Source organism: Euzebyella marina, from assembly GCF_003687485.1.
GTDB classification, from domain to species: domain Bacteria; phylum Bacteroidota; class Bacteroidia; order Flavobacteriales; family Flavobacteriaceae; genus Euzebyella; species Euzebyella marina.
Genome location: NZ_CP032050.1, coordinates 4582242 through 4602522 on the forward strand (window position 1 = coordinate 4582242; position 20281 = coordinate 4602522).

General features: G+C 40.4%; 22 protein-coding genes. 8 read left to right on the top strand and 14 right to left on the bottom strand.

Features of this window, described 5'->3' with window-relative positions; genetic code table 11:
- Positions 1-6: 6 nt before the first annotated feature.
- Entirely contained in the window at positions 7-1323 is a 1317-nt protein-coding gene (gene ahcY / locus D1013_RS19695; protein ID WP_121850453.1) for an adenosylhomocysteinase, read from the top strand.
- A 73-nt stretch (positions 1324-1396) separates the two neighbouring features.
- Here ahcY and D1013_RS19700 read toward each other — a convergent pair whose 3' ends face one another.
- From D1013_RS19700 to D1013_RS19715, 5 genes are all read right to left on the bottom strand, one after another.
- Positions 1397-1873: a GAF domain-containing protein gene (locus D1013_RS19700; protein WP_121850820.1), complete on the bottom strand. Its 477-nt coding sequence runs from the start codon at positions 1871-1873 to the stop codon at positions 1397-1399.
- 100 nt (positions 1874-1973) lie between these two features.
- Positions 1974-2141 (bottom strand): hypothetical protein, encoded by a 168-nt coding sequence (locus D1013_RS20440; protein WP_162987955.1) that lies wholly within the window; start codon positions 2139-2141, stop codon positions 1974-1976.
- Positions 2142-2324: 183 nt separating this feature from the next.
- Complete coding sequence (rpmA, locus tag D1013_RS19705) at positions 2325-2585, bottom strand: 50S ribosomal protein L27 (protein ID WP_121850454.1); 261 nt, start codon at positions 2583-2585, stop codon at positions 2325-2327.
- A 71-nt stretch (positions 2586-2656) separates the two neighbouring features.
- Positions 2657-3361, bottom strand: a complete 705-nt coding sequence (gene rplU, locus D1013_RS19710; RefSeq protein ID WP_121850455.1) for a 50S ribosomal protein L21 — start codon at positions 3359-3361, stop codon at positions 2657-2659.
- A 194-nt stretch (positions 3362-3555) separates the two neighbouring features.
- Positions 3556-4029, bottom strand: coding sequence for a DUF4199 domain-containing protein (locus tag D1013_RS19715; RefSeq protein WP_121850456.1), 474 nt, complete (start codon positions 4027-4029; stop codon positions 3556-3558).
- A 167-nt stretch (positions 4030-4196) separates the two neighbouring features.
- On the opposite strand from D1013_RS19715, the gene D1013_RS19720 reads away from it, so the two are divergent.
- The 4 genes from D1013_RS19720 (at position 4197) to D1013_RS19735 (ending at position 8649) form a co-directional block, all read left to right on the top strand.
- On the top strand, positions 4197-5519 hold the full coding sequence (locus D1013_RS19720; RefSeq protein ID WP_121850457.1) for a M16 family metallopeptidase: 1323 nt from the start codon (positions 4197-4199) through the stop codon (positions 5517-5519).
- A gap of 29 nt (positions 5520-5548) precedes the next feature.
- Positions 5549-7615, top strand: a complete 2067-nt coding sequence (locus D1013_RS19725; protein WP_121850458.1) for an insulinase family protein — start codon at positions 5549-5551, stop codon at positions 7613-7615.
- 92 nt (positions 7616-7707) lie between these two features.
- Positions 7708-8124, top strand: a complete 417-nt coding sequence (locus D1013_RS19730; RefSeq protein WP_121850459.1) for a hypothetical protein — start codon at positions 7708-7710, stop codon at positions 8122-8124.
- Between the two features lie 99 nt (positions 8125-8223).
- Positions 8224-8649 (top strand): hypothetical protein, encoded by a 426-nt coding sequence (locus tag D1013_RS19735; protein WP_121850460.1) that lies wholly within the window; start codon positions 8224-8226, stop codon positions 8647-8649.
- A gap of 33 nt (positions 8650-8682) precedes the next feature.
- Here the strand turns inward: D1013_RS19735 and gldD are convergent, their stop codons facing one another.
- From gldD to mutY, 4 genes are all read right to left on the bottom strand, one after another.
- On the bottom strand, positions 8683-9264 hold the full coding sequence (gldD, locus tag D1013_RS19740; protein ID WP_121850461.1) for a gliding motility lipoprotein GldD: 582 nt from the start codon (positions 9262-9264) through the stop codon (positions 8683-8685).
- Positions 9265-9295: 31 nt separating this feature from the next.
- On the bottom strand, positions 9296-10618 hold the full coding sequence (locus D1013_RS19745) for a gliding motility-associated protein GldE (protein ID WP_380084774.1): 1323 nt from the start codon (positions 10616-10618) through the stop codon (positions 9296-9298).
- 113 nt (positions 10619-10731) lie between these two features.
- Positions 10732-11202, bottom strand: coding sequence for a single-stranded DNA-binding protein (locus D1013_RS19750; RefSeq protein WP_121850462.1), 471 nt, complete (start codon positions 11200-11202; stop codon positions 10732-10734).
- The gene (gene mutY, locus D1013_RS19755; RefSeq protein WP_121850463.1) at positions 11199-12269 is read right to left on the bottom strand and encodes an A/G-specific adenine glycosylase; all 1071 of its coding nucleotides are present in this window, start codon (positions 12267-12269) and stop codon (positions 11199-11201) included. Before mutY ends, D1013_RS19750 begins: the two co-directional genes overlap by 4 nt.
- A gap of 177 nt (positions 12270-12446) precedes the next feature.
- Here mutY and D1013_RS19760 point away from each other — a divergent pair, with 177 nt between their 5' ends.
- The 3 genes from D1013_RS19760 to D1013_RS19770 all read left to right on the top strand — a co-directional run bounded on the left by D1013_RS19760 (position 12447) and on the right by D1013_RS19770 (position 15149).
- Complete coding sequence (locus D1013_RS19760) at positions 12447-12737, top strand: HU family DNA-binding protein (protein WP_013992739.1); 291 nt, start codon at positions 12447-12449, stop codon at positions 12735-12737.
- 301 nt (positions 12738-13038) lie between these two features.
- Positions 13039-14586 (top strand): Rne/Rng family ribonuclease, encoded by a 1548-nt coding sequence (locus D1013_RS19765; RefSeq protein ID WP_121850822.1) that lies wholly within the window; start codon positions 13039-13041, stop codon positions 14584-14586.
- A gap of 95 nt (positions 14587-14681) precedes the next feature.
- Positions 14682-15149 (top strand): regulatory protein RecX, encoded by a 468-nt coding sequence (locus D1013_RS19770; RefSeq protein WP_121850464.1) that lies wholly within the window; start codon positions 14682-14684, stop codon positions 15147-15149.
- Positions 15150-15168: 19 nt separating this feature from the next.
- Here the strand turns inward: D1013_RS19770 and D1013_RS19775 are convergent, their stop codons facing one another.
- The 5 genes from D1013_RS19775 to bioA all read right to left on the bottom strand — a co-directional run bounded on the left by D1013_RS19775 (position 15169) and on the right by bioA (position 20272).
- The gene (locus D1013_RS19775) at positions 15169-15669 is read right to left on the bottom strand and encodes a DUF6646 family protein (protein WP_121850465.1); all 501 of its coding nucleotides are present in this window, start codon (positions 15667-15669) and stop codon (positions 15169-15171) included.
- Positions 15670-15685: 16 nt separating this feature from the next.
- Positions 15686-16546, bottom strand: a complete 861-nt coding sequence (locus D1013_RS19780; protein WP_225621390.1) for a cupin-like domain-containing protein — start codon at positions 16544-16546, stop codon at positions 15686-15688.
- 78 nt (positions 16547-16624) lie between these two features.
- A complete protein-coding gene (gene bioB, locus D1013_RS19785) occupies positions 16625-17719 on the bottom strand; it encodes a biotin synthase BioB (protein ID WP_121850467.1) in 1095 nt (364 codons plus the stop codon).
- 73 nt (positions 17720-17792) lie between these two features.
- The gene (locus D1013_RS19790; RefSeq protein WP_121850468.1) at positions 17793-18959 is read right to left on the bottom strand and encodes a beta-ketoacyl synthase N-terminal-like domain-containing protein; all 1167 of its coding nucleotides are present in this window, start codon (positions 18957-18959) and stop codon (positions 17793-17795) included.
- A gap of 11 nt (positions 18960-18970) precedes the next feature.
- Positions 18971-20272, bottom strand: a complete 1302-nt coding sequence (gene bioA, locus D1013_RS19795; protein WP_225621389.1) for an adenosylmethionine--8-amino-7-oxononanoate transaminase — start codon at positions 20270-20272, stop codon at positions 18971-18973.
- Positions 20273-20281: the final 9 nt, after the last annotated feature.

A 20281-nucleotide genomic window follows, 5' to 3' on the forward strand; every position in this document is an offset into this window, starting at 1 on the left:
AAGACTATGGATACCAAAACTGTTTCCTATCTACCGTATAAGGTTAAAGATATTTCACTAGCGGATTGGGGAAGAAAAGAAATTGAACTTGCCGAGGCCGAAATGCCCGGTTTGATGTCACTTCGTGAAGAATACGGAAACGAGCAACCTTTGAAAGGCGCAAGAATTTCCGGTTGTCTTCACATGACAATTCAAACCGCTGTACTTATAGAAACCTTGGTAGCCTTGGGTGCCGATGTTACTTGGAGCTCATGTAATATTTTCTCTACCCAAGACCATGCAGCTGCTGCTATTGCCGCTGCCGGAGTTCCCGTGTATGCTTGGAAAGGCATGAACGAAGAAGAGTTCGATTGGTGTATTGAGCAAACCCTTTTCTTTGGTGAAGACAGAAAGCCTTTGAATATGATTTTAGACGATGGTGGTGACCTTACCAATATGGTGTTAGACAAATATCCTGAATTGGCCAAAGACGTAAAAGGCCTATCGGAAGAGACCACTACAGGTGTTCACCGTTTATACGAGCGCATGAAAAAAGGTACTTTGCCAATGCCCGCCATCAATGTAAACGATTCGGTTACCAAATCTAAATTCGATAATAAATACGGTTGTCGCGAAAGTGCGGTTGATGCCATTAGAAGGGCCACCGACACCATGCTTGCTGGAAAAAGAGTTGTAGTTTGTGGTTATGGAGATGTGGGCAAAGGTACCGCAGCCTCCTTTAGAGGTGCCGGGTCTATCGTTACCGTTACGGAAATTGACCCTATCTGTGCCTTACAGGCCTGTATGGATGGTTATGAGGTGAAAAAACTTGAAACGGTGGTCAGCAATGCCGACATAGTTATTACTACAACCGGTAACAAAGATATCATTAGGGCAGAGCATTTTAAAGCCATGAAGGATAAGGCAATTGTTTGTAATATCGGTCACTTCGATAATGAAATAGACATGGCGTGGTTGAATTCTAACTTTGGGGCTACCAAAGATGAAATTAAACCCCAAGTAGATAAATATACTATTAACGGAAAAGACATTATTGTTCTTGCCGAAGGTAGATTGGTCAACCTAGGTTGTGCGACGGGGCACCCTAGTTTTGTAATGAGTAATTCATTTACCAATCAGACCTTAGCGCAAATAGAGCTTTGGAACCATAGTGACAAATACGAAAATGAAGTATATATGCTTCCTAAGCATTTAGACGAAAAAGTGGCGGCCCTTCACCTCTCTCGTTTAGGAGCTGAGCTTACCGAACTAAAGCCAGACCAGGCGGAATATATTGGTGTTACCGTAGAAGGTCCGTTTAAACCTGAGTATTACAGGTACTAAGACTGAATGTCGCGCGTATAAAAATGAAAGCCCTTGTAAATACAAGGGCTTTTTATTTTTTTAAAAAGTTTTATCAATTACTTAAAATCTTACTGATAGCATTACCTAAACTCAGAAGTTCCGCTTTCTCTTTATCCGTAAAATCGTAAGGAACGGGTTTAGCAACACCTAGAGTACCGTAAAGCTTTTCATTTAGCAACATAGGGGCTGCAATTGAACCCTCTACCTTTGTCTCTTTCGCTGCTGGCCTGGCAACTCCGGAATCATCGGTTTGCAAGTTGCACATTTCAACGGCCTCTTTTCTTTCTGCGGCAATACCTGCCATACCCTTGCCAACAGGAATAGTTTCCAATTTCGGAATGAGAAACGGGGGTATACCTTTTTGTGCCTCTAACTTTAATAGTCCAGATTCTTGATTTAGAAAGTGAAGAGTACCGGTAGAACAGTCAAAATAAGAGATAATGGATTCCAAGACCTGATTCCAATCTCTATTTCCATTTTCTATTTCAGTATATATTTTACTAAGGTCAACAGCTTCGGCGGAGTTCATAAATATGAAAGTAGTTTGAATTTTAGATTTAATCATTTATCAGCCGTGCCCAAAAAGTCAATAACTTTCAGGGAAGGCGTATTAGAGCATTCAGAAGAAATTAGGTCAACTGGTTATATTTTCTCATCAATGCCTTGTACTTTTCGGTGTCTTCTACCGAATGGTTTCCAAAGTCATCAATAATAGAGTGCTCAATATTGTTGGTCTTTAAAAAAATAGAAACCCGCTCAAGCTTCTCGGGCGTACCCTTAATTTCAATTTTAGCCATTGTGGTCAATGTTTAATTTGAACTTCGTTGAAAATGAGTGATATGGGGGCGCCTTCTTTGTTGTTAAAAAAGAAGCGGACAACAAATTTAAACAAATACAGCATACAAATTACGCCTTTTTGAAACCAAAAAGCCCCAAGCTGAACTTTAGCTTGGGGCTTTTTAAATTCTTAAAAAGTTTGCTTACGCAGTAAAAGGTTCGATTGAAACGAACGACTTTCCGCCAGCTTTCTTTTCAAATTTCACGATGCCATCTATTTGGGCATGTAAAGTATGGTCTTTTCCGGCATACACATTCTCACCAGGATTGTGCTTAGTACCACGTTGTCTAACGATGATATTTCCGGCAATAGCGGCCTGACCACCAAAAATCTTAACGCCCAAGCGTTTCGATTCTGATTCTCTACCGTTTTTAGAACTACCTACACCTTTTTTGTGTGCCATGATATTTATTTTTTGTTGTGTATGGCCTTAACGGACAAACACGTGATTAAATTTTAGTTCAAGCGTAAAACTTATGCCTTACCACCATCCAATTCATCTTGCCATTTCTTAAGCTCATCCCACTTACCTTCGGCAGCGAGTTTTGCTTGAGCTGGCCATGTATCGGTAACATGGTTACCACGTACATCTGAAATGATTTCGGCGATTTTGGTAGCATCTGTAGCAGCCAATTCAGCGAAAGTGGTAATACCTGCCTCCGCCAATGTCTCGGCAATTTTCGGACCGATACCCTCAACTTTCTTAAGGTCATCACCTTTAGCCGATTTCTTTGGAGCCGCTTTCTTAGCCTCTGTCTTTTCAGCCTTTGGTTTTGATGCTACAGAAACATCTACATTCGCATCTTTACCTTTGGCCTCAGGTTTAGCAGCTTTCGGCTCTTCTTTCTTGGCAGCCTTTTTAGCTCCTTTGGCTACAATACTCTCAATAACTATCTCAGTTAACGATTGTCTGTGACCATTTTTCTTTTTGTAACCTTTACGTCTTTTCTTTTTAAAGACGATTACCTTGTCACCCTTCAGGTGCTTCACGACTTTAGCCTCTACAGCTGCGCCGTCTATAGCCGGGGCGCCAACAGTGATATCAGAACCATCTGCCAAAAGAAGAACATTGTCAAAAACAACTTTCTTGCCTTCTTCGGTCTGCAAACGGTGCACATACACTTTCTGGTCTTTCGCAACTTTGAATTGCTGCCCTGCCATCTCTACGATTGCGTACATAATGTATATAAATTAGTTTTTACAAACACTTATTTTTCAATAAGCGGATGCAAATATACGTCTAATTCATTAATGTACAACACAATCAGTTAGATTTTGGCATGTAAAATCGCCCAATCACTACTTCTTAATAGCAAGAGAGTAACTAACGCTCCAAATTACTTGTGTTATCATTGACTACCAACGCATTGGAACTATAACCCCATACGGTTAGAAATGGGCTTTTTTCGAATATTGTTGCTTGTTTTGAACAACTGCATGAATGAAAGAGTCAAAACCAAACTAGTTACAAAGCCCATAATAGCTACGGTAAAGAAAACAATACCTTCAAAATTCTTAAAGTCATTGAACCAAACGGTAGTCAGCTCTTGCAAAAATGCTATGTTTATCTCGGTTGCATAAAGTGCAAAAAACAAAGTAAATATAAAGGTGGCCACAAAACCGGTTACCAGACCGGCGGTAAAACCCTTACCATAATCAAAGCTGTTCTGCTTTTCCATCTTATAGTATTTAATGGCCTCGTAAATTCCAAAACCGGTTATTACGCCATTGAAAAGACTATAAAAGACATTGGTATGCAAATCAAATAGGGATAGAATCAAAAAGTAGGCAACAAGACAGCCACTTGTGGCTACTCCAAAACGAATGGGTAAAGCAAACTGTTTCATAATCCAAAAATTTTTAGGTTCACACATTTAAATTACTGAAAATTAAGAACATATTTTTCACAATTCTTGTTAAATTGAAATACCCCAGAAGAAATTTTTATCAAAAATCGATAAACTTGTAACGAGAACATCTTAATCGCTACCAATAGGTATCTAAACACGCTACTATGACCAAATCAGCTTTCGTAGCCCTCATTGCCCTTTTAACGGCTACCCATCTCGTAAGCCAAGAAGTAACTTTCGAAGAGTACGATCTGAGCAATGGCCTGCACGTAATTTTACATAATGACGACACGGCTCCATTAGTGACCACGTCGGTCATGTACCACGTCGGTGGAAAAGACCGCACCGAGGGACGCACGGGTTTTGCCCATTTTTTCGAGCACCTGTTGTTTGAAGGCTCTAAAAACATAGAAAGGGGAAAATGGTTCGAAATCGTTTCCTCAAATGGCGGGCAAAATAATGCCAATACTACCCAAGACCGCACGTATTATTATGAAGTATTTCCATCGAACAATTTAGAACTGGGCCTTTGGTTAGAATCAGAGCGAATGTTACATCCGGTCATTGACCAAATAGGTGTAGACACCCAGCAAGAAGTTGTTAAAGAGGAAAAAAGACTCAGTTATGATAACCGCCCGTATGGCCAACTTATTATCGAGGTAGGTAAGAGTCTGTTTAAAAAACATCCTTACAAAGACCCGAATATAGGCTATATGAAAGATTTGGATGCCGCCACCTTAAACGATGTTGTTGCGTACAATGCCAAATATTACGTGCCGAACAATGCGGTGTTAGTAGTGGCGGGCAACATCGATATACCACAAACCAAAAAATGGGTCAAAGCATATTTCGGTGATATACCTCGGGGAGAAGCCGTAACAAGAAACTATCCGAAAGAAGACCCAATTACCCAAGAGTCAAGAATTCAAACTTACGATCCGAACATTCAGATTCCCGCCTATGTAATCGCCTACAGAACACCCGGTTTCAGAGAAAGAGATGCCTATGTTTTAGATATGATTTCAACTTATCTGAGTGATGGTCAAAGCTCAAAACTTTATAAAAAAATGGTAGACGACCAAAAACAGGCCGTACAAGTAGGTGCTTTTAATGTGGGGCAAGAAGATTACGGCATGTATTTGGTCTATGCCCTACCGGTTGGCGAAACCACAGGTGAAACGCTCATTGCCGAAATGGAAGAAGAAATAGCCAAAGTAAGAACAGAGCTCATTACCGAAAGAGACCATCAAAAGCTTCTCAACAAGTTTGAGAACAGTTTTGTCAACTCGAATTCAAGCGTAGCAGGAATTGCCAACTCTTTAGCGCGCAATTACCTTTTGTACGGTGATACCGATCTCATCAACAAAGAAATCGAAATATACCGCTCTATTTCCCGCGAAGAGATACAAGAAGTAGCCGATAAGTACTTCAAACCAAACCAACGTGTGATAATCGATTATTTGCCAAAAGAGGCTCAAGCTAACTAGAAACAGCCTAATACATCAAAATAAAAGTCATGAAAAAGTCACTTACCCTCTTGTTCATAACGCTGATTACCATTGGGCTTAATGCACAGATAGACAGAAGTCAAATGCCCCAACCAGGGCCAGCTCCCGAAATAAATTTACAAGACCCCCAACGGTTCGAGCTACAAAACGGTCTAGAAGTTTTGGTGGTAGAAAATCACAAACTACCAAGGGTTTCCATACAGTTACGAATCGATAACCCCCCGGTTTTAGAAGGTGATAACGCCGGCGTTTCTTCCCTAATGGCAAGTTTGCTGGGCAAGGGATCAAAAAACATACCTAAAGACGAGTTTAACGAAGAGGTAGATTTTCTAGGGGCAAGAATCAATTTTGGCTCTCAAAGTGCCTTTGCTACCTCACTTTCGAAATATTTTCCGAGAATTTTGGAGCTCATGGCAGATGCGGCCATTAACCCCAATTTCACGCATGACGAATTCGAAAAGGAAAAACAAAAGTTGTTGACCAATCTCAAGGCAGGTGAAAAGAATGTTCCCGCCATTGCTCGACGTGTGAGCTTGGCCTTGGCCTTTACCACAAAGCACCCCTATGGTGAATTTATTACTGCTGAGAGTGTCAATAAAGTTTCGCTCACCGATGTAATTCAGTTTTATGAAAATTACTTTGTGCCGGCGCATGCCTATTTGGTGGTAGTAGGCGACATCAACTTTGAACAGGTAAAAGAATTGGTCGAAGAAGAATTCACGCCATGGACCAAAGCCGCTCCACTATCGTTTCAATTTTCGAGACCTTCCGATGCGCTATACACCCAAATCAATTTTATTGACATGCCCAATGCGGTGCAGTCAGAAATAACGGTCGAAAATTTGGTCGATTTGAAAAAAAACGACCCTGATTACCTGTCAGCAGTCATAGCCAACGAAATATTGGGCGGTGGCGACGGTCGTTTATTCTTGAATCTTCGTGAAGATAAGGGTTACACATATGGATCTTATTCACAAATAGGATATGATAAATATGCCCCTTCAAGATTTCGGGCCACTGCCAGTGTTAGAAATGCCGTTACCGATAGTTCGGTGGTAGAAATACTCAAAGAAATTGACAAAATCAATTCAGCACCAATATCGGAGGAAGAGCTTAAAAACACCAAGGCTAAATATACTGGTAGGTTCGTAATGGCCCTAGAGGACCCAGCGACCATTGCTGAATATGCCTTAGATATTGAAACTGAAAATCTTCCAAAAGATTTTTACAAAACTTACCTGGAAAAAATTAATGCCATCACTATTGAAGACGTTCAAAAAGCGGCAAAGAAATACCTCAAACCATCGAATCTCAGAATTGTGGTGGCCGGAAAAGGAAGCGAGGTCCTCGAAAACTTGGAAAAAATAACATTTAAAGGTAAGGCCTTGCCAGTGAGCTATTACGACACTTTCGCCCGTAGTGTCAAAAAACCCGATTACTCTGCAGAAGTACCCGCAGATGTAAACTCCAACGATATTCTGAACAAATATATAGATGCCATAGGCGGAAAAGAAAAACTGAACGAAGTAAACAATTTTACGCTTTTGGCCGAGGCCGAACTTCAAGGTATGAAACTGAATCTTGAGATGAAAAAAACCTCTAAGAACCAATTTTTCCAAGAAGTAAAAGTTGCCGGCAACTCAATGAGTTTACAAGTTTACGATGGTGAAAAGGGTTATATGGTAATACAGGGCCAAAAGAAAGAGATGGGCGATGATGAGTTGATAAAGGTTAAGGAAGAAGCTACTCCATTTCCGGAAATTGAATATTTGCAGAAAAACTTAGAGTTGGAAGGTGCAGAGCCCATTGATGGCAAGACCGCCTATAAACTGAAGGTTTCCGATGAGAAATGGCTCTATTTCGACAAAGAGAGCGGCCTTAAGGTTCAGGAAGTCAACATAAGCGATATGGGTGGCCAAACGGTTACCAGCACCATCAATTATAATGATTATCAAGAAGTGAACGGGGTTCTCTTTCCCTTTAGTATAAGCCAGACAGTCGGTCCGCAGAGTTTTGAATTCAAGGTTTCAGAAATAAAGGTCAATGAAGACCTAACCGATGCCGATTTTGAATAAATCTTATTTTGACAATCATTTACCCCATTAAATACATCTTTGACGAATAGCGAGACGGGACTAATTTCTATCTTTGTATAAAATCTGGGTTTATGAGAATATTAATGGTATTGGCAGTCTTCACGCTATTTTTTGGCTCTTCTTGTAAAGAAGAGAAAGAAACCTCCCAAATGAAAGAGGTAATGGCCATACACGATGAAGTAATGCCAAAGATGAGCCAACTGGGTGATTTGGTAGGTGAACTGAACTCAAAGGAGAACGACAGTACCGAAATCGGCTTGAAATACATGGAAGCCCGAAAAGAATTACAATCGGCACACAAATCGATGATGGATTGGATGCAGAACTTCGGAAATCGTTTTGACCCAGATGAAATCTTGAACGGAAAAGAGTTATCCGCACAAAAACAAGAATGGCTCGATGAGGAAGAAAAAAAAGTAAAAGATTTAAAAGAAGAAATCAACGCCAGTATCGCGAATGCCAAAGAACTACTTGGCATTACGGAGTAATCATCACACGTTCATCGAATTAAGCTCTTCATTTAAAGAAGGCTTTTGGTAAAACTTACCTGCGGTTATTAATTTAACGGCTTCTAATAATCATTAAAGATGACAAAAGGCCTTCGTACCTCACTACTGATTTTGATGTTGACATTATTTGTTTCGGTAAGCCATTCGCAAGAAAGTGGTGAAGAACCCAACAAAATGATTTCGGTCATGGCTTCTCACGACGAAGTTATGAACGATATGCCCAAACTATCCAAGCTCATTAATAAACTGACTACTAGGGCCAATGCCTCGTATAAAAAGGAAAAGTATGAGCTTGCTATAAAAAATCTAAAAGCTGCCAACCAATCTATGGTAAGCTGGATGGAAAATTTTAGCGAACGTTTCGATGCAGACGAAATGATGAAGGGCAAGCAACTGACAGAAGAGAAGAAAAAATGGCTTCTCGAAGAAGAGAAAAAAATTGCCTTATTAAAAGAAGAAATCGATTTAAGTATTTCCCAAGCTGAAAGAATACTTAATAATTAAAGGTAAGCCTTATTCACTAATCTTGCCTTAAATCTACTTCCATTGAAGGCTTTCCATAATCGCCCTAATATCTTTTCTTAAATAGACCGCTGCGGGGTATATCGAGTCGTAATTTGGCTTGGTATAGAAGTACAAAGACCCGGTTACAAAATGCTCTGTACTATCGGTGACATAAAACTGCGCCTGTGAGGCGGCATCGCCACTTACTTCATAGAACATTCCGTAAACTTTATCATCAGAATTAATAAACGGTTGCTCAAGAATTCCGTCTGCCTTCACCGAATGTTCGTAACTGAATTTCTGGGCGTCAGATAGAAGTTTTTGCAAATTTGTCTCCACCGATTTGTAATTGATAAAGATTTCACCTTTCATTTCGGGGTACTCTAACGTCAATGAAGAAGCATTGGTATTTTTCACCTTTGCTAACCCGTTATAACGAAAGCTGAAGTAATCGGTATCGAATTTCACAGGTTCAGGATTAGGGTATTCTAACCTCAACTCTGCCTTTGGCTTTGGCAAAACATCTTCCTTACAACTCGAGAGCACGACCAAAACCGACATCAAAGGCAATAATCTCAATGGCCAACTTGGTTTTTGTCTAAAATTCAAGAACATGCTACGTTGATTTTGAAAGTTACCATTATATCTATTGAACTGATTCGGGTTTGGGCAAGGTTACCTTTATCTGTTTTAGTCTCTTCTTATCCATACTTTCAACGATGAAGGTATGGTCGTTAAATGCAATTTTTTCTCCTCGCTTCGGAAAACTTCCAGCAATTTCAAGAACAAAACCTGCCACGGTTTCAGCTTCGCCCTTTTTCTCTTCAAACTCATCTTCGTTCAAGATTTTGGTGACCTTATAAAAATCTCTCAGCGCCGTTTTGCCATCAAATACAAAGTTATAATCGTCGAGTTTTGAAAAAATAAGGTCTTCATCATCAAACTCATCAGTAATATCACCGACTATTTCCTCTATGATATCTTCTAAGGTAACAATACCGGAGGTACCACCATACTCATCAACAACGATGGCCAAGTGGTTCTTTTTTTCCTGAAACTCTAAAAGCAAATCATCTAACTTTTTGTTCTCCGGCACAAAGAAGGGCTCACGAATGAGACTCATCCAATTGAAAGCTTTACGGTCGATATAGGGCAGTAAATCCTTTACATACAAAACTCCCAGAACATTATCCATATTCTCAGAAAATACCGGTATTCTAGAGTATCCGTTCTTTTTGACCTCGAGCATAACCTCAGGAAACTTCATATCTTCGCTTAAGGCAAAAATATCTATCCGAGGGCACATAACTTGTTTGGTATCGGTATTACCAAAAGAAACGATACCCTCTAATATTTTTTGCTCTTCTTTGGTTGTATCGCCTTCATCGGTGAGCTCTAAAGCCTGAGAAAGATGGTCAACACTAAGGTTAGACCTTTGCTTACCCAATTTATTGTACAGAAACAACGTTCCGGCCCGCATGGGCAGGCTTAAAGGTGAAAAAATCACATCTAAGACCTTTAAGGGAAAGGACATGAAATGGGCAAAGGCCACCCTGTTTCTATTGGCATATACCTTCGGCAAGATTTCACCGAACATCAAAATCAAAAAAGTTGCGACCACCACCTCTAGCACGAAACGAACCCATTCGATATCGACATTTACAAACAAAGTTTCGCCTACATCGCTAAAAAGCAGAACCACCCCAATATTGATTGCATTATTGGCTATCAGAATTGTCGCCAGCAACTTTTTAGGTCGGTCGAGCAATCTTTCAATTATGCCACCCTGAGTGGTTTTTTTCTCGATGATATCTTTTAAATCGGTAGCGGAAAGGCCAAAAAATGCTACTTCGGCACCTGAAATAAGGGCTGAGCAAATAAGAAGTAATATTAAAACCGCTATTTGGAAGGCAAAAGTACCTCCGGAGGCCATAAAATTCGGAAGAACACTAAGAGGGTCAGGGTCCAATCGTTAAAATTTATTTGTAAAACGCGATTTACTATTAATAAGTATTCGGTTATTTAAATATGGAATATGAATATACAAAACACTACCTTAATTTTATAGCGTATTTCAATAGCTTAAAACGGCAAATCATCTTCTTCCGGCTCATTGACTGTATGTTGCTGAGCCGTATTTCTCTGTGCAGGTTGTTGCCCCCCTGATTGTGCCACAGGTTGAGATGAATTACTTTGGCTATTCTCCATACTCTCCTTTTTAGTGGTCAAAAAAGTAAAGTCTTGCACGTGTACTTCAGTCGTATAACGGGTATTGCCATCTTCACCCTGCCATTGCCTGTTCTTTAAACGGCCCTCAACATATATCTTATCGCCCTTGCTCAAATACTTCTCGCATATTTCGGCAGCTTTGTTGCGCACAACTACATTATGCCAATCGGTGTTGGTCACTTTTTCTCCCGTCTGCCTATTTGTATAGGTTTCATTGGTCGCAATCGGAAACCTACCGATGCATCCGCCTCCTTCAAAGTAGTGCATTTTAACCTCATCGCCCAAATGCCCTATCAACATCACTTTGTTTAATGTACCGCTCATAATCTGCTGTCGTTTAATGGCCAAAAATACGAATTTTTAAGTCTTTTCAAGAACTCATCTATTAAAACAGGAACGGGATATTGCTCAACTTTTTCAAAAGGAATGCCTCCATTGGAAATATCGTTCAATTCTATAATCCAAAATACCGTATGAATGTGGCGATGCGACAGTTTATGTATAATCGACATGGGGTCGAACCTTGAAACATTTAATGCTTTTGAAAAATGTTCAGATGCTTCAAGTTGAACTTTCAATTCTTTCAATTCAAGTTCTTTTTTAGATTCGAGCAACGGAAACTGCCAAAGGTTGCGCCAAATTCCATTATCGGTTCGTTGTTCCAAGATAGTCAAACCACCTTTAGATATCGGAACCAAGTAATTAAAGTAAAGTGTTTTTACCTTGGTCTTTTTCAATTTCACGGGCAAACTTCCTACAGTGCCCTCTTTTAAAGCCTTACAGCTTGAACTTAACGGACAGACCTGGCAATTCGGGCTTTGAGGCACACATTGCATGGCGCCGAACTCCATTATACCTTGATTATAATCCCTTATTCGTTCAAGGTGCATAACTTCCCGGGCCAATTGTTTAAAGTATTTGACACCTTCGGTACTATTAATAGGTATGTCGACACCGAAATATCTAGAAAGAACGCGATAGACGTTACCATCAACCACCGGTTCAGGTCGACCGAAACAGATAGAAGCTATGGCACTTGCTGTATAATCGCCCACACCTTTGAGCGCGAGCAGTTCTTTATAGGTATCAGGAAATTGCCCATCATATTCGTAGGCTACCATTTTAGCGGTCGCATGTAGGTTTCTGGCCCTAGAATAATACCCCAACCCTTGCCAGAGTTTGAGAACTTTCTCTTCGGAAGCCTCGGCCAGATCTTCCACAGCAGGAAAATTCTCAACAAACTTTTGGTAGTAGGGCAAGCCTTGGGACACCCTTGTTTGCTGCAACATTATCTCGGAAAGCCAAATATTGTAGGGGTTTGTCGTTGTACGCCATGGCAAATCGCGCTTGTTACGCTCGTACCAGGCCAATATTTCATTTGCAAAAGTCATTTACCTCTAAAATGGATGGCAAAAGTAAAGGTTTAACAACCAAAGCAGATAGCCTATATAGGTAAATTGATAAATGTAGAGTTGAACGACTTAAAATTAGTTTGTTAGCGAAAAAGAATGAATTTAATTTATATATTTGCATCCCAAAAAATTTATACTGAAAATTTAACACGACAAATGACGAAAGCAGAAATTGTATCAAAAATCTCAGACAAGCTGGGAATTGAAAAAGGAGATGTTCAGGCGACTGTAGAGAGCTTTATGGAAGAGGTGAAGTCTTCCCTAGAAGGTGGTGACAATGTTTACTTGCGTGGTTTTGGTAGTTTTATCATCAAGACAAGGGCAGAAAAAACCGGAAGAAACATCAGCAAGAATACCACTATCAAAATTCCGGCACATAATATTCCGGCGTTTAAACCAGCTAAGGTTTTTGTAGAAGGTGTTAAAAGCAACGTACAGGTTAAATAATAATAATCATTAAATAGGAATCTATGCCGAGTGGTAAGAAAAGAAAAAGACATAAGGTGGCTACCCACAAGCGTAAGAAACGCAGGAGAGCCAACCGACACAAGAAAAAATAGACCGTAAGGGCTAAATAAAAAGGGCTGAGATTTTCAGCCCTTTTTATGCTGAACCCTTTTGTTTTTTCTTCCCCTACGTTCATTGACATAGAAATTCAAATAGAAATTTCGGCGGATCGGTAATTTACTATCCGTTTCAACCATTGTTTAATCGATCCCGACACATTTCGGGATACAAATACATTCAGGTGAATAGAGAATTAATCGTAAGATCTAGTTCCGATGCCGTTGATTTTGCCTTATTAAAAGACGGTAAGCTCACTGAACTGCACAAAGAGGAAGACAACAATAATTTTTCCGTTGGCGATATATTTCTTGCCAAAATACGGAAACCCGTTACCGGCTTGAACGCCGCGTTCGTCAATGTTGGTTATGAGAAAGATGCCTTTCTACATTACCATGACCTAGGGCCACAATTGTCTTCATTGCTTAAGTTCATCAAACAAGTGAGTACTGGAAAATTGAAGGACTATTCCCTTGGCAACTTTAAATTCGAAAAAGACATTGACAAAAATGGCGTGATAACAGATGTTGTCAAAGCCAACCAGTCCATTTTGGTTCAAATAGTAAAAGAACCCATTTCTACCAAAGGACCAAGAATCAGCTCAGAACTTTCCATTGCTGGGCGTTATTTGGTTATGGTACCCTTTTCAGACCGTGTCTCGGTATCACAGAAAATAGCGAGCAACGAAGAAAAAGATAGACTGAAAAGGTTAGTTAAAAGTATTAAGCCTAAAGGGTTTGGTGTCATCATTAGAACAGTTGCCGAAGGCAAAAAAGTAGCGGAACTTGACAAAGATCTAGAAAACCTGTTGGCCAAGTGGTCAACGATGTGTAAAAAATTATATAAAGCACCTACTCCCTCTAAAGTATTGGTCGAGCTAAATAGGGCATCTTCTATACTTAGGGATATTTTCAACGATACCTTTACAGGAATTCATGTTGATGATGAAACGCTTTATGGACAAATTCAGGACTATGTTGAAGAAATAGCTCCTGGAAAAGATTCTATAGTTAAACTATACAAGTCTAACGTTCCCATTTTTGAAAAGTTTGGCATAGAACGACAAATCAAAACTTCATTTGGTCGTACTGCCAGCATGAGTAAAGGCGCCTATCTAATTATAGAACACACTGAAGCGCTTCATGTTATCGACGTCAATAGCGGCAATCGTTCTAACAAGGCAAAGAACCAAGAAGAAACGGCCTTGGAGGTCAACCTCCTCGCTGCTTCAGAAATTGCCAGACAGTTGCGTCTAAGAGATATGGGCGGTATTATCGTAGTCGATTTTATAGATATGGTAAAAGCCCCCAATCGAAGAAAACTTTATGACCATCTAAGGGACGAAATGAAAGATGATCGGGCGAAGCACAAGATACTTCCTCCGAGCAAATTCGGACTGGTTCAGATAACTAGACAACGGGTAAGACCCGAAATGAATATCAAAACAACCGAAGAAAACCCAAACGGCACCGGTAAAGAGATTGAAGCGCCTATCGTTTTAATCGACAAAATAAATGCCGATTTAGAGCGGTTACTCAAAGGGCCCAAAAAAGATAACGGAATAACGCTAAACATACACCCGTTTATCGCAGCCTATTTGATGAAAGGTTTTCCATCCATTAGATCCAAGTGGTTTTTGGAACATAAAAAATGGATTAAAATACAACCTAGAGATGCGTACACGTATCTCGAATACCGTTTTAAGGATAAAGACGGTAAAACCATTTATTAAAGACTTATAAAAGCGGCTTTCGTTCAACGGAAGCCGCTTTTTTTATACTCCAATATTATCTAGCTTAGCCATAAATTGCCCAAACCTTATCAAACATGAACAAGGCCTACACCCTTCAAGAAGCTACTACCAAGATGGAAAAATACTGTGCCTATCAAGAGCGCTGCCATAAAGAGGTCGTTGAAAAATTGAGGTCTATGCGCATGATTCCGCAAGCTATCGACAAAATCGTAGTTCATTTAATAGAGGGAAATTATCTGAACGAAGAACGCTTTGCCCAAAGCTTTGCCAGAGGTAAGTTCAATATTAAAAACTGGGGCAGAAAACGAATTGTAAGAGAACTTAAAATTCGAAATATTTCTACTTATAACATCAATACAGCCCTTAGTGAAATTGAAGATAGGGCATATTATAAAACCCTTGACAATTTGGCCCAAAAGCGCCTATCTCAGATTACCGAAAAGAACCCTCAGAAGAAAAGGAAAAAACTGGCCGACTATCTCTTATACAGAGGATGGGAATCTCATCTGGTTTACGAAAAAATCAAGGAATTAATTCCTTAGAAAATTTGTCCAAAACCTATTAAAGAAAGTTAAAGGACACCCCAATATTTACATTGAACTGATTGTGAAACTTATCGGAGAGCGTTAGGTCTTCTGTCTGATATTTAGCAATTGGAAAACCGAATTCGGTGTAAACACCTAGCCCTTCAGAAAAGAAATAACGCGCTCCTGTATGAAAGCCGAAATTCTTAAGTCCTAAATCCAATCCCGGATATATATCAAAAGCTGGCGATACGTCAATAATGGGCCCTAAATGTGCGCTAAAGCGAACCTTTGCGTCGAATCGCTCTCTGGTATCATCATCAATTCCGCTTGCTATACCCAAAAGGTATGTAGAAACGGCCCCAACCGAAATATTTTCTCCTAGACCATAATCGTACGAAGCAGTTATTCCGGTACCGTTCTCTTGAAAATTGGCGCCCACCTGAAACTTTTGGTCACCCCTACCTTCGTAGGCTTGAGAATACATAAAATTGGTAAATACAAATATTGTTAAAAAGGGTAATAGGTATTTTTTCATATCAATTTATTCAAGATCAAACCAATACCGCCCGCTTAGTGCGTTCGATTGCCTGACTGTTTTTATAATCTATCCATTTTTGGCCCTTAAGCCGGCGCATGGCCACATCAAAACTACGCATAACCAAAATATTATAGATGGCATGCACGAAATTCTTCGGGTTTTTTGGCCACGACCTTAGACTCATTGAAAATCCTGGAGTTATATATTTCATATAGTGCCAGTAACCTTCGGGCATATACAGCACCTCACCATGCTGAAGCTCGGTTCTATAACCCAAGACCTTTTCTAGAGCCGGCCATTTTTTATAATCCGGGGCCGAGAAATCGATGCTTTCATGAGTAATCAACGAGTGTGGAACCTTGTACAAGTATTTGGTTTCCGATTGCGGAAATAGTATAACATCTTTTTTTCCATCGAAATGAAAATGAAAAATATTTGCCATATCGATATCATAGTGCATGAAAGTGTACGAATCGCGCCCACCAAAAAACAACATGGGTAATCTTTTCTGCAGTCTTAACCCGAAATCAGGAAAGTCATAATCTTTTTGAAGTAGGGGCACTTCCTTTAAAATATTCCAAAGAAAGATTCGGTATTTGGTGGGTTCCCTTTTGAGCAAATCGATATATTCCGCCATTTTCATTTCGGCGTGGGGCTCATTAAACCCATCTTCATGATTAACGGGCCTATCATCGTACAAGGGTACGGTCTTCTCACCGGCAACCTGTTGCATATAGGCCAAGTTCCATTTTTTAATGGCCGGCCAATGCCCAACTGCACTTTCAATAACTACTGGCTTCTGTGGCTTGAAATAGTGCTCTAAGAAATCTTCCTTAGTAATGGAACTTACCCGTGGAATAGCTTCTAATTTCAATACTATATAGGTTGAATTTAAAGACCAAATTTAATTAACCTTTTGTAAAGATTTTCTTAAAACAAAACTAATATTGGCCTATTCGACGAGCTTAGACTTTGCTTTTGCCTCTTCGTTTCTAGCGATGGAATGCCCGGGCCTCGTCCACTTTGGCTTCTCGCCCAAATCTTTGAATTGCGACTCTGAAGCTTCTACCGTTTTTGGTTGTGACACTTTTGTAAATGGCTTTTGCGGATTCAAACCGAGAAGCTTGAACATTTCCATATCTTCATTCACATCGGGGTTGGGAGTCGTCAATAATTTATCGCCTGCAAATATAGAATTGGCTCCGGCAAAGAAACACATGGCCTGCCCCTCTCTACTCATTTGCGTACGGCCAGCAGAAAGCCGTACTTGTGTTTCGGGCATAACTATTCGGGTAGTAGCGACCATACGAACCATTTCCCAAATAGAAATAGGCTCCATATCTTCCATTGGTGTACCTTCGACCGCTACCAATGCATTGATCGGTACCGACTCAGGCTGAGGATTAAGGGTGGCCAAAGCCACGAGCATACCTGCACGGTCTTCGATAGCCTCGCCCATACCAATTATACCGCCACTACAAACGGTTACATTACTCTTGCGAACATTATCAATGGTATCTAATCGGTCTTCAAATGCCCTTGTAGAAATAACATCTTTATAATAATCTTCAGAAGTGTCTAAATTATGGTTGTAAGCGTAAAGACCTGCCTCTGCCAAACGCTGTGCCTGATTTTCGGTCAACATGCCCAATGTACAGCAAACCTCCATATCCAATTTATTAATGGTGCGAACCATTTCTAAAACCTGATCGAACTCCGGCCCATCTTTAACATTACGCCAAGCAGCACCCATACATACACGAGAGCTACCGGAAGCTTTGGCACGTAAAGCTTGTGCCTTTACGTGAGAAACCTGCATTAGGTCGTTACCTTCAATATCTGTGTGGTAGCGCGCCGCTTGCGGGCAATAACCACAGTCTTCAGGGCATCCGCCAGTCTTTATAGACAATAGCGTAGACACTTGAACCGTATTGGGGTCATGAAACTTTCTATGAACGGTGGCTGCTTCATAAAGCAGTTCCATTAGGGGCTTATTATAAATTTCTAGAATTTCCTGCTTGGTCCAATCGTGCTTTTGTTCGCTCATACTCATATCTAAATCTGGGTCAAAAATAACCTTTAAAAAATTGAAATTACAAAAATGCCTTTCAAATGTTGTTCTATGGCAAGGTCAACAAAACGCTGACAGCATTACCTCCGAAACCAACGGCATTTACCAGAACCTTCTTTATTTCCTTTAAATCAGTGTTGTTTTTGAAGGGAGTTGATATAAATTTTTGTTTTTGAAGCATCAATACAGCCAACTCCATACTTAAAAGCCCCGAACTGGCAAACGTATGCCCCAATTTCCATTTATTGGAAGTCATCAGCGGAATCTTATTTCCAAATACCTTCTCTATTGCCAATAGTTCAGAAGAATCGCCCTTTATCGTACCGGGCGCATGCATCACCACTACGTCTACCTCATCGGGTGAAATACCCCCCAAGGCCATTTTCATCGAACGCTGAAAGCAAAGTGCATCCGTAGAAATAGAAATATTATGTTTTAACGGTTCGGTAGCGTAACCCACTCCGGAAATCAAGGCCATGGCATTTTTCTTTTGCCCAACCTCTAGACATGCTACCGAAGCTCCTTCACCAAGCACCATCGTGTTTTGGGTCTTATGCATATCCAATGCCAAGCAAGGAAAGGCAACCTCCTCATCCAACCCTATTCTAGAATAAACCTTTAGCGCTTTCATTTGAGAAATGGTAAAAGGTGTCAATGGTGCCTCACTACCACCTACCAAAAACTTATCGGCCATACCGCTTTGCAGCCAAGCTACACCGTTAAGAACGGCATGCAAACCTGTGGAACAAGTAATGGAATGCGAAATTTCTGGGCCATGTGTTTTTAGGTCATGTGCCAACCAAGATGAAATATTTCCTAATGTAGTGGTCGGTGAGGATAATGTGGAACTTTTACCCTGCGCCAAAAATTCTTCGTGATAGGTTTCAAAAAGTTCGGTAGCCCCGCGCGATGATCCGATATTTATTCCGAAGTCGTCGTTTATGGTCCATCCTGCATCGGCAACGGCATTTCTAGATGCAAACAAAGCATAAAGCACGGTTTTGTCAAGATTCTTATATTTTGGGTCGGAATGACGAACCTTTTCAATGCCTCTTTGGTTTTCTTCAGAAATAGCTGAAACCCACTCCCATCTTTCATTGAACTTTCTTTTAGATAAATAATGGTCGGGCGAAAGGTATGCTTGCCATATTTCTTCTTGGCTACTGCCCAATGGAGAAATTGAAGAAACCGCGGTGATAGAGATTGGTTCTTTCACTAAAATAATGATTAAAGTGCCTCTAGGGCCGATTTAATAGTGTCGTAAATCTTATGAAGTTGTTTGTCTGAAATGGTAAAGGGGGCAGAAATATAAATGGTACTGCCCAATGGTCGTAAAAACACACCATTATCCATAAAATGTTTGAAAAGTTGATCCCTTAGATTTCCGTAGCGTTCCATTTTTACATCGAGATCAAGTGCATAAATAATTCCGCATTGACGAGTCGAAGCTACTTTTGAATGGTTTTTTATCTCTTTATCAAAACTTTTATGGGCTTCCGTAATCCGATGAATACTCTCTTGTATCTCATTCGATTTCAACAACTCTATTCCTGCCAAAGCTGCTGTACACGCCAATGGATTGGCTGTATAAGTATGCCCATGAAACAGCCCTTTACCGATATCATCACTATAAAAAGCATCATACACGTCTTGGGTACAACTTGTGACAGCCATGGGCATTAAACCCGCTGTCAACGCTTTCGACATGCAGATAATATCCGGTTTGTTAAGCATGCGGTCTGAAGCAAAAAAAGAGCCTGTTTTGCCGAAACCCGTCATCACTTCATCGGCAATAGCCAAAACCCCATTCTTTTTCAATAAACCTAGTATCCTATCAAGGTGCTTGGCATCGTGCATTTTCATGGCAGCGGCCCCTTGCACCAAAGGCTCGTATATAAAACCAGCTATATCGCCCTTTGCTAATCTAGTCTCCAGAAATTTTAATAGATGCTCGATGTTTTTTTCGTTGGGCACCGGTAACCGCTCCACACTTATAAAAAAATCTTCAAACGGACCATTGTACACAGATAAACCAGAAACGGACATGGCCCCAAAAGTGTCACCATGAAAACCTTCTTCAAAAGCTACCAGAACAGGACGCTTCTCACCTCTATTAAAGTGATATTGCAAAGCCATCTTTATCCCGATTTCAGTGGCTGTAGAGCCATTATCCGAAAAGAATAGCTTTTGCTGATTACCAGGTAAAATATCTATAAGCTCTTCTGAAAGGCGCACTGCAGGTTCGTGGGTAAATCCACTAAAGACCACTTGATCCAGTTTTTGCATTTGTTGATGCACCTTGTCAAGTATATAATCATTGCAGTGACCGTACATACAAGTATACCATGAAGCGATGCCATCAATATATTCCTTTCCCGACTCGTCGTAAAGAAGAGCCCCTTTGGCCTTCTTTATACCCAACATCGTAGGGTGTAATTTATGCTGTGTGAGAGGATGCCAGATGTGCTTTTTATCCCTTTCGGAAATACCTTCGGATATCATCGTACCTAAATCAAAATCATTATCCATCTTGCAAAG

Bases quoted from the DNA above. Each gene is read 5' to 3' on its own strand.
- ahcY (WP_121850453.1), top strand. From the start codon at position 7: ATGGATACCAAAACTGTTTCCTATCTACCGTATAAGGTTAAAGATATT.
- D1013_RS19700 (WP_121850820.1), bottom strand. From the start codon at position 1,873: ATGAACTCCGCCGAAGCTGTTGACCTTAGTAAAATATATACTGAAATA.
- D1013_RS20440 (WP_162987955.1), bottom strand. From the start codon at position 2,141: ATGGCTAAAATTGAAATTAAGGGTACGCCCGAGAAGCTTGAGCGGGTT.
- rpmA (WP_121850454.1), bottom strand. From the start codon at position 2,585: ATGGCACACAAAAAAGGTGTAGGTAGTTCTAAAAACGGTAGAGAATCA.
- rplU (WP_121850455.1), bottom strand. From the start codon at position 3,361: ATGTACGCAATCGTAGAGATGGCAGGGCAGCAATTCAAAGTTGCGAAA.
- D1013_RS19715 (WP_121850456.1), bottom strand. From the start codon at position 4,029: ATGAAACAGTTTGCTTTACCCATTCGTTTTGGAGTAGCCACAAGTGGC.
- D1013_RS19720 (WP_121850457.1), top strand. From the start codon at position 4,197: ATGACCAAATCAGCTTTCGTAGCCCTCATTGCCCTTTTAACGGCTACC.
- D1013_RS19725 (WP_121850458.1), top strand. From the start codon at position 5,549: ATGAAAAAGTCACTTACCCTCTTGTTCATAACGCTGATTACCATTGGG.
- D1013_RS19730 (WP_121850459.1), top strand. From the start codon at position 7,708: ATGAGAATATTAATGGTATTGGCAGTCTTCACGCTATTTTTTGGCTCT.
- D1013_RS19735 (WP_121850460.1), top strand. From the start codon at position 8,224: ATGACAAAAGGCCTTCGTACCTCACTACTGATTTTGATGTTGACATTA.
- gldD (WP_121850461.1), bottom strand. From the start codon at position 9,264: ATGTTCTTGAATTTTAGACAAAAACCAAGTTGGCCATTGAGATTATTG.
- D1013_RS19750 (WP_121850462.1), bottom strand. From the start codon at position 11,202: ATGAGCGGTACATTAAACAAAGTGATGTTGATAGGGCATTTGGGCGAT.
- mutY (WP_121850463.1), bottom strand. From the start codon at position 12,269: ATGACTTTTGCAAATGAAATATTGGCCTGGTACGAGCGTAACAAGCGC.
- D1013_RS19760 (WP_013992739.1), top strand. From the start codon at position 12,447: ATGACGAAAGCAGAAATTGTATCAAAAATCTCAGACAAGCTGGGAATT.
- D1013_RS19770 (WP_121850464.1), top strand. From the start codon at position 14,682: ATGAACAAGGCCTACACCCTTCAAGAAGCTACTACCAAGATGGAAAAA.
- D1013_RS19775 (WP_121850465.1), bottom strand. From the start codon at position 15,669: ATGAAAAAATACCTATTACCCTTTTTAACAATATTTGTATTTACCAAT.
- bioB (WP_121850467.1), bottom strand. From the start codon at position 17,719: ATGAGCGAACAAAAGCACGATTGGACCAAGCAGGAAATTCTAGAAATT.
- bioA (WP_225621389.1), bottom strand. From the start codon at position 20,272: ATGGATAATGATTTTGATTTAGGTACGATGATATCCGAAGGTATTTCC.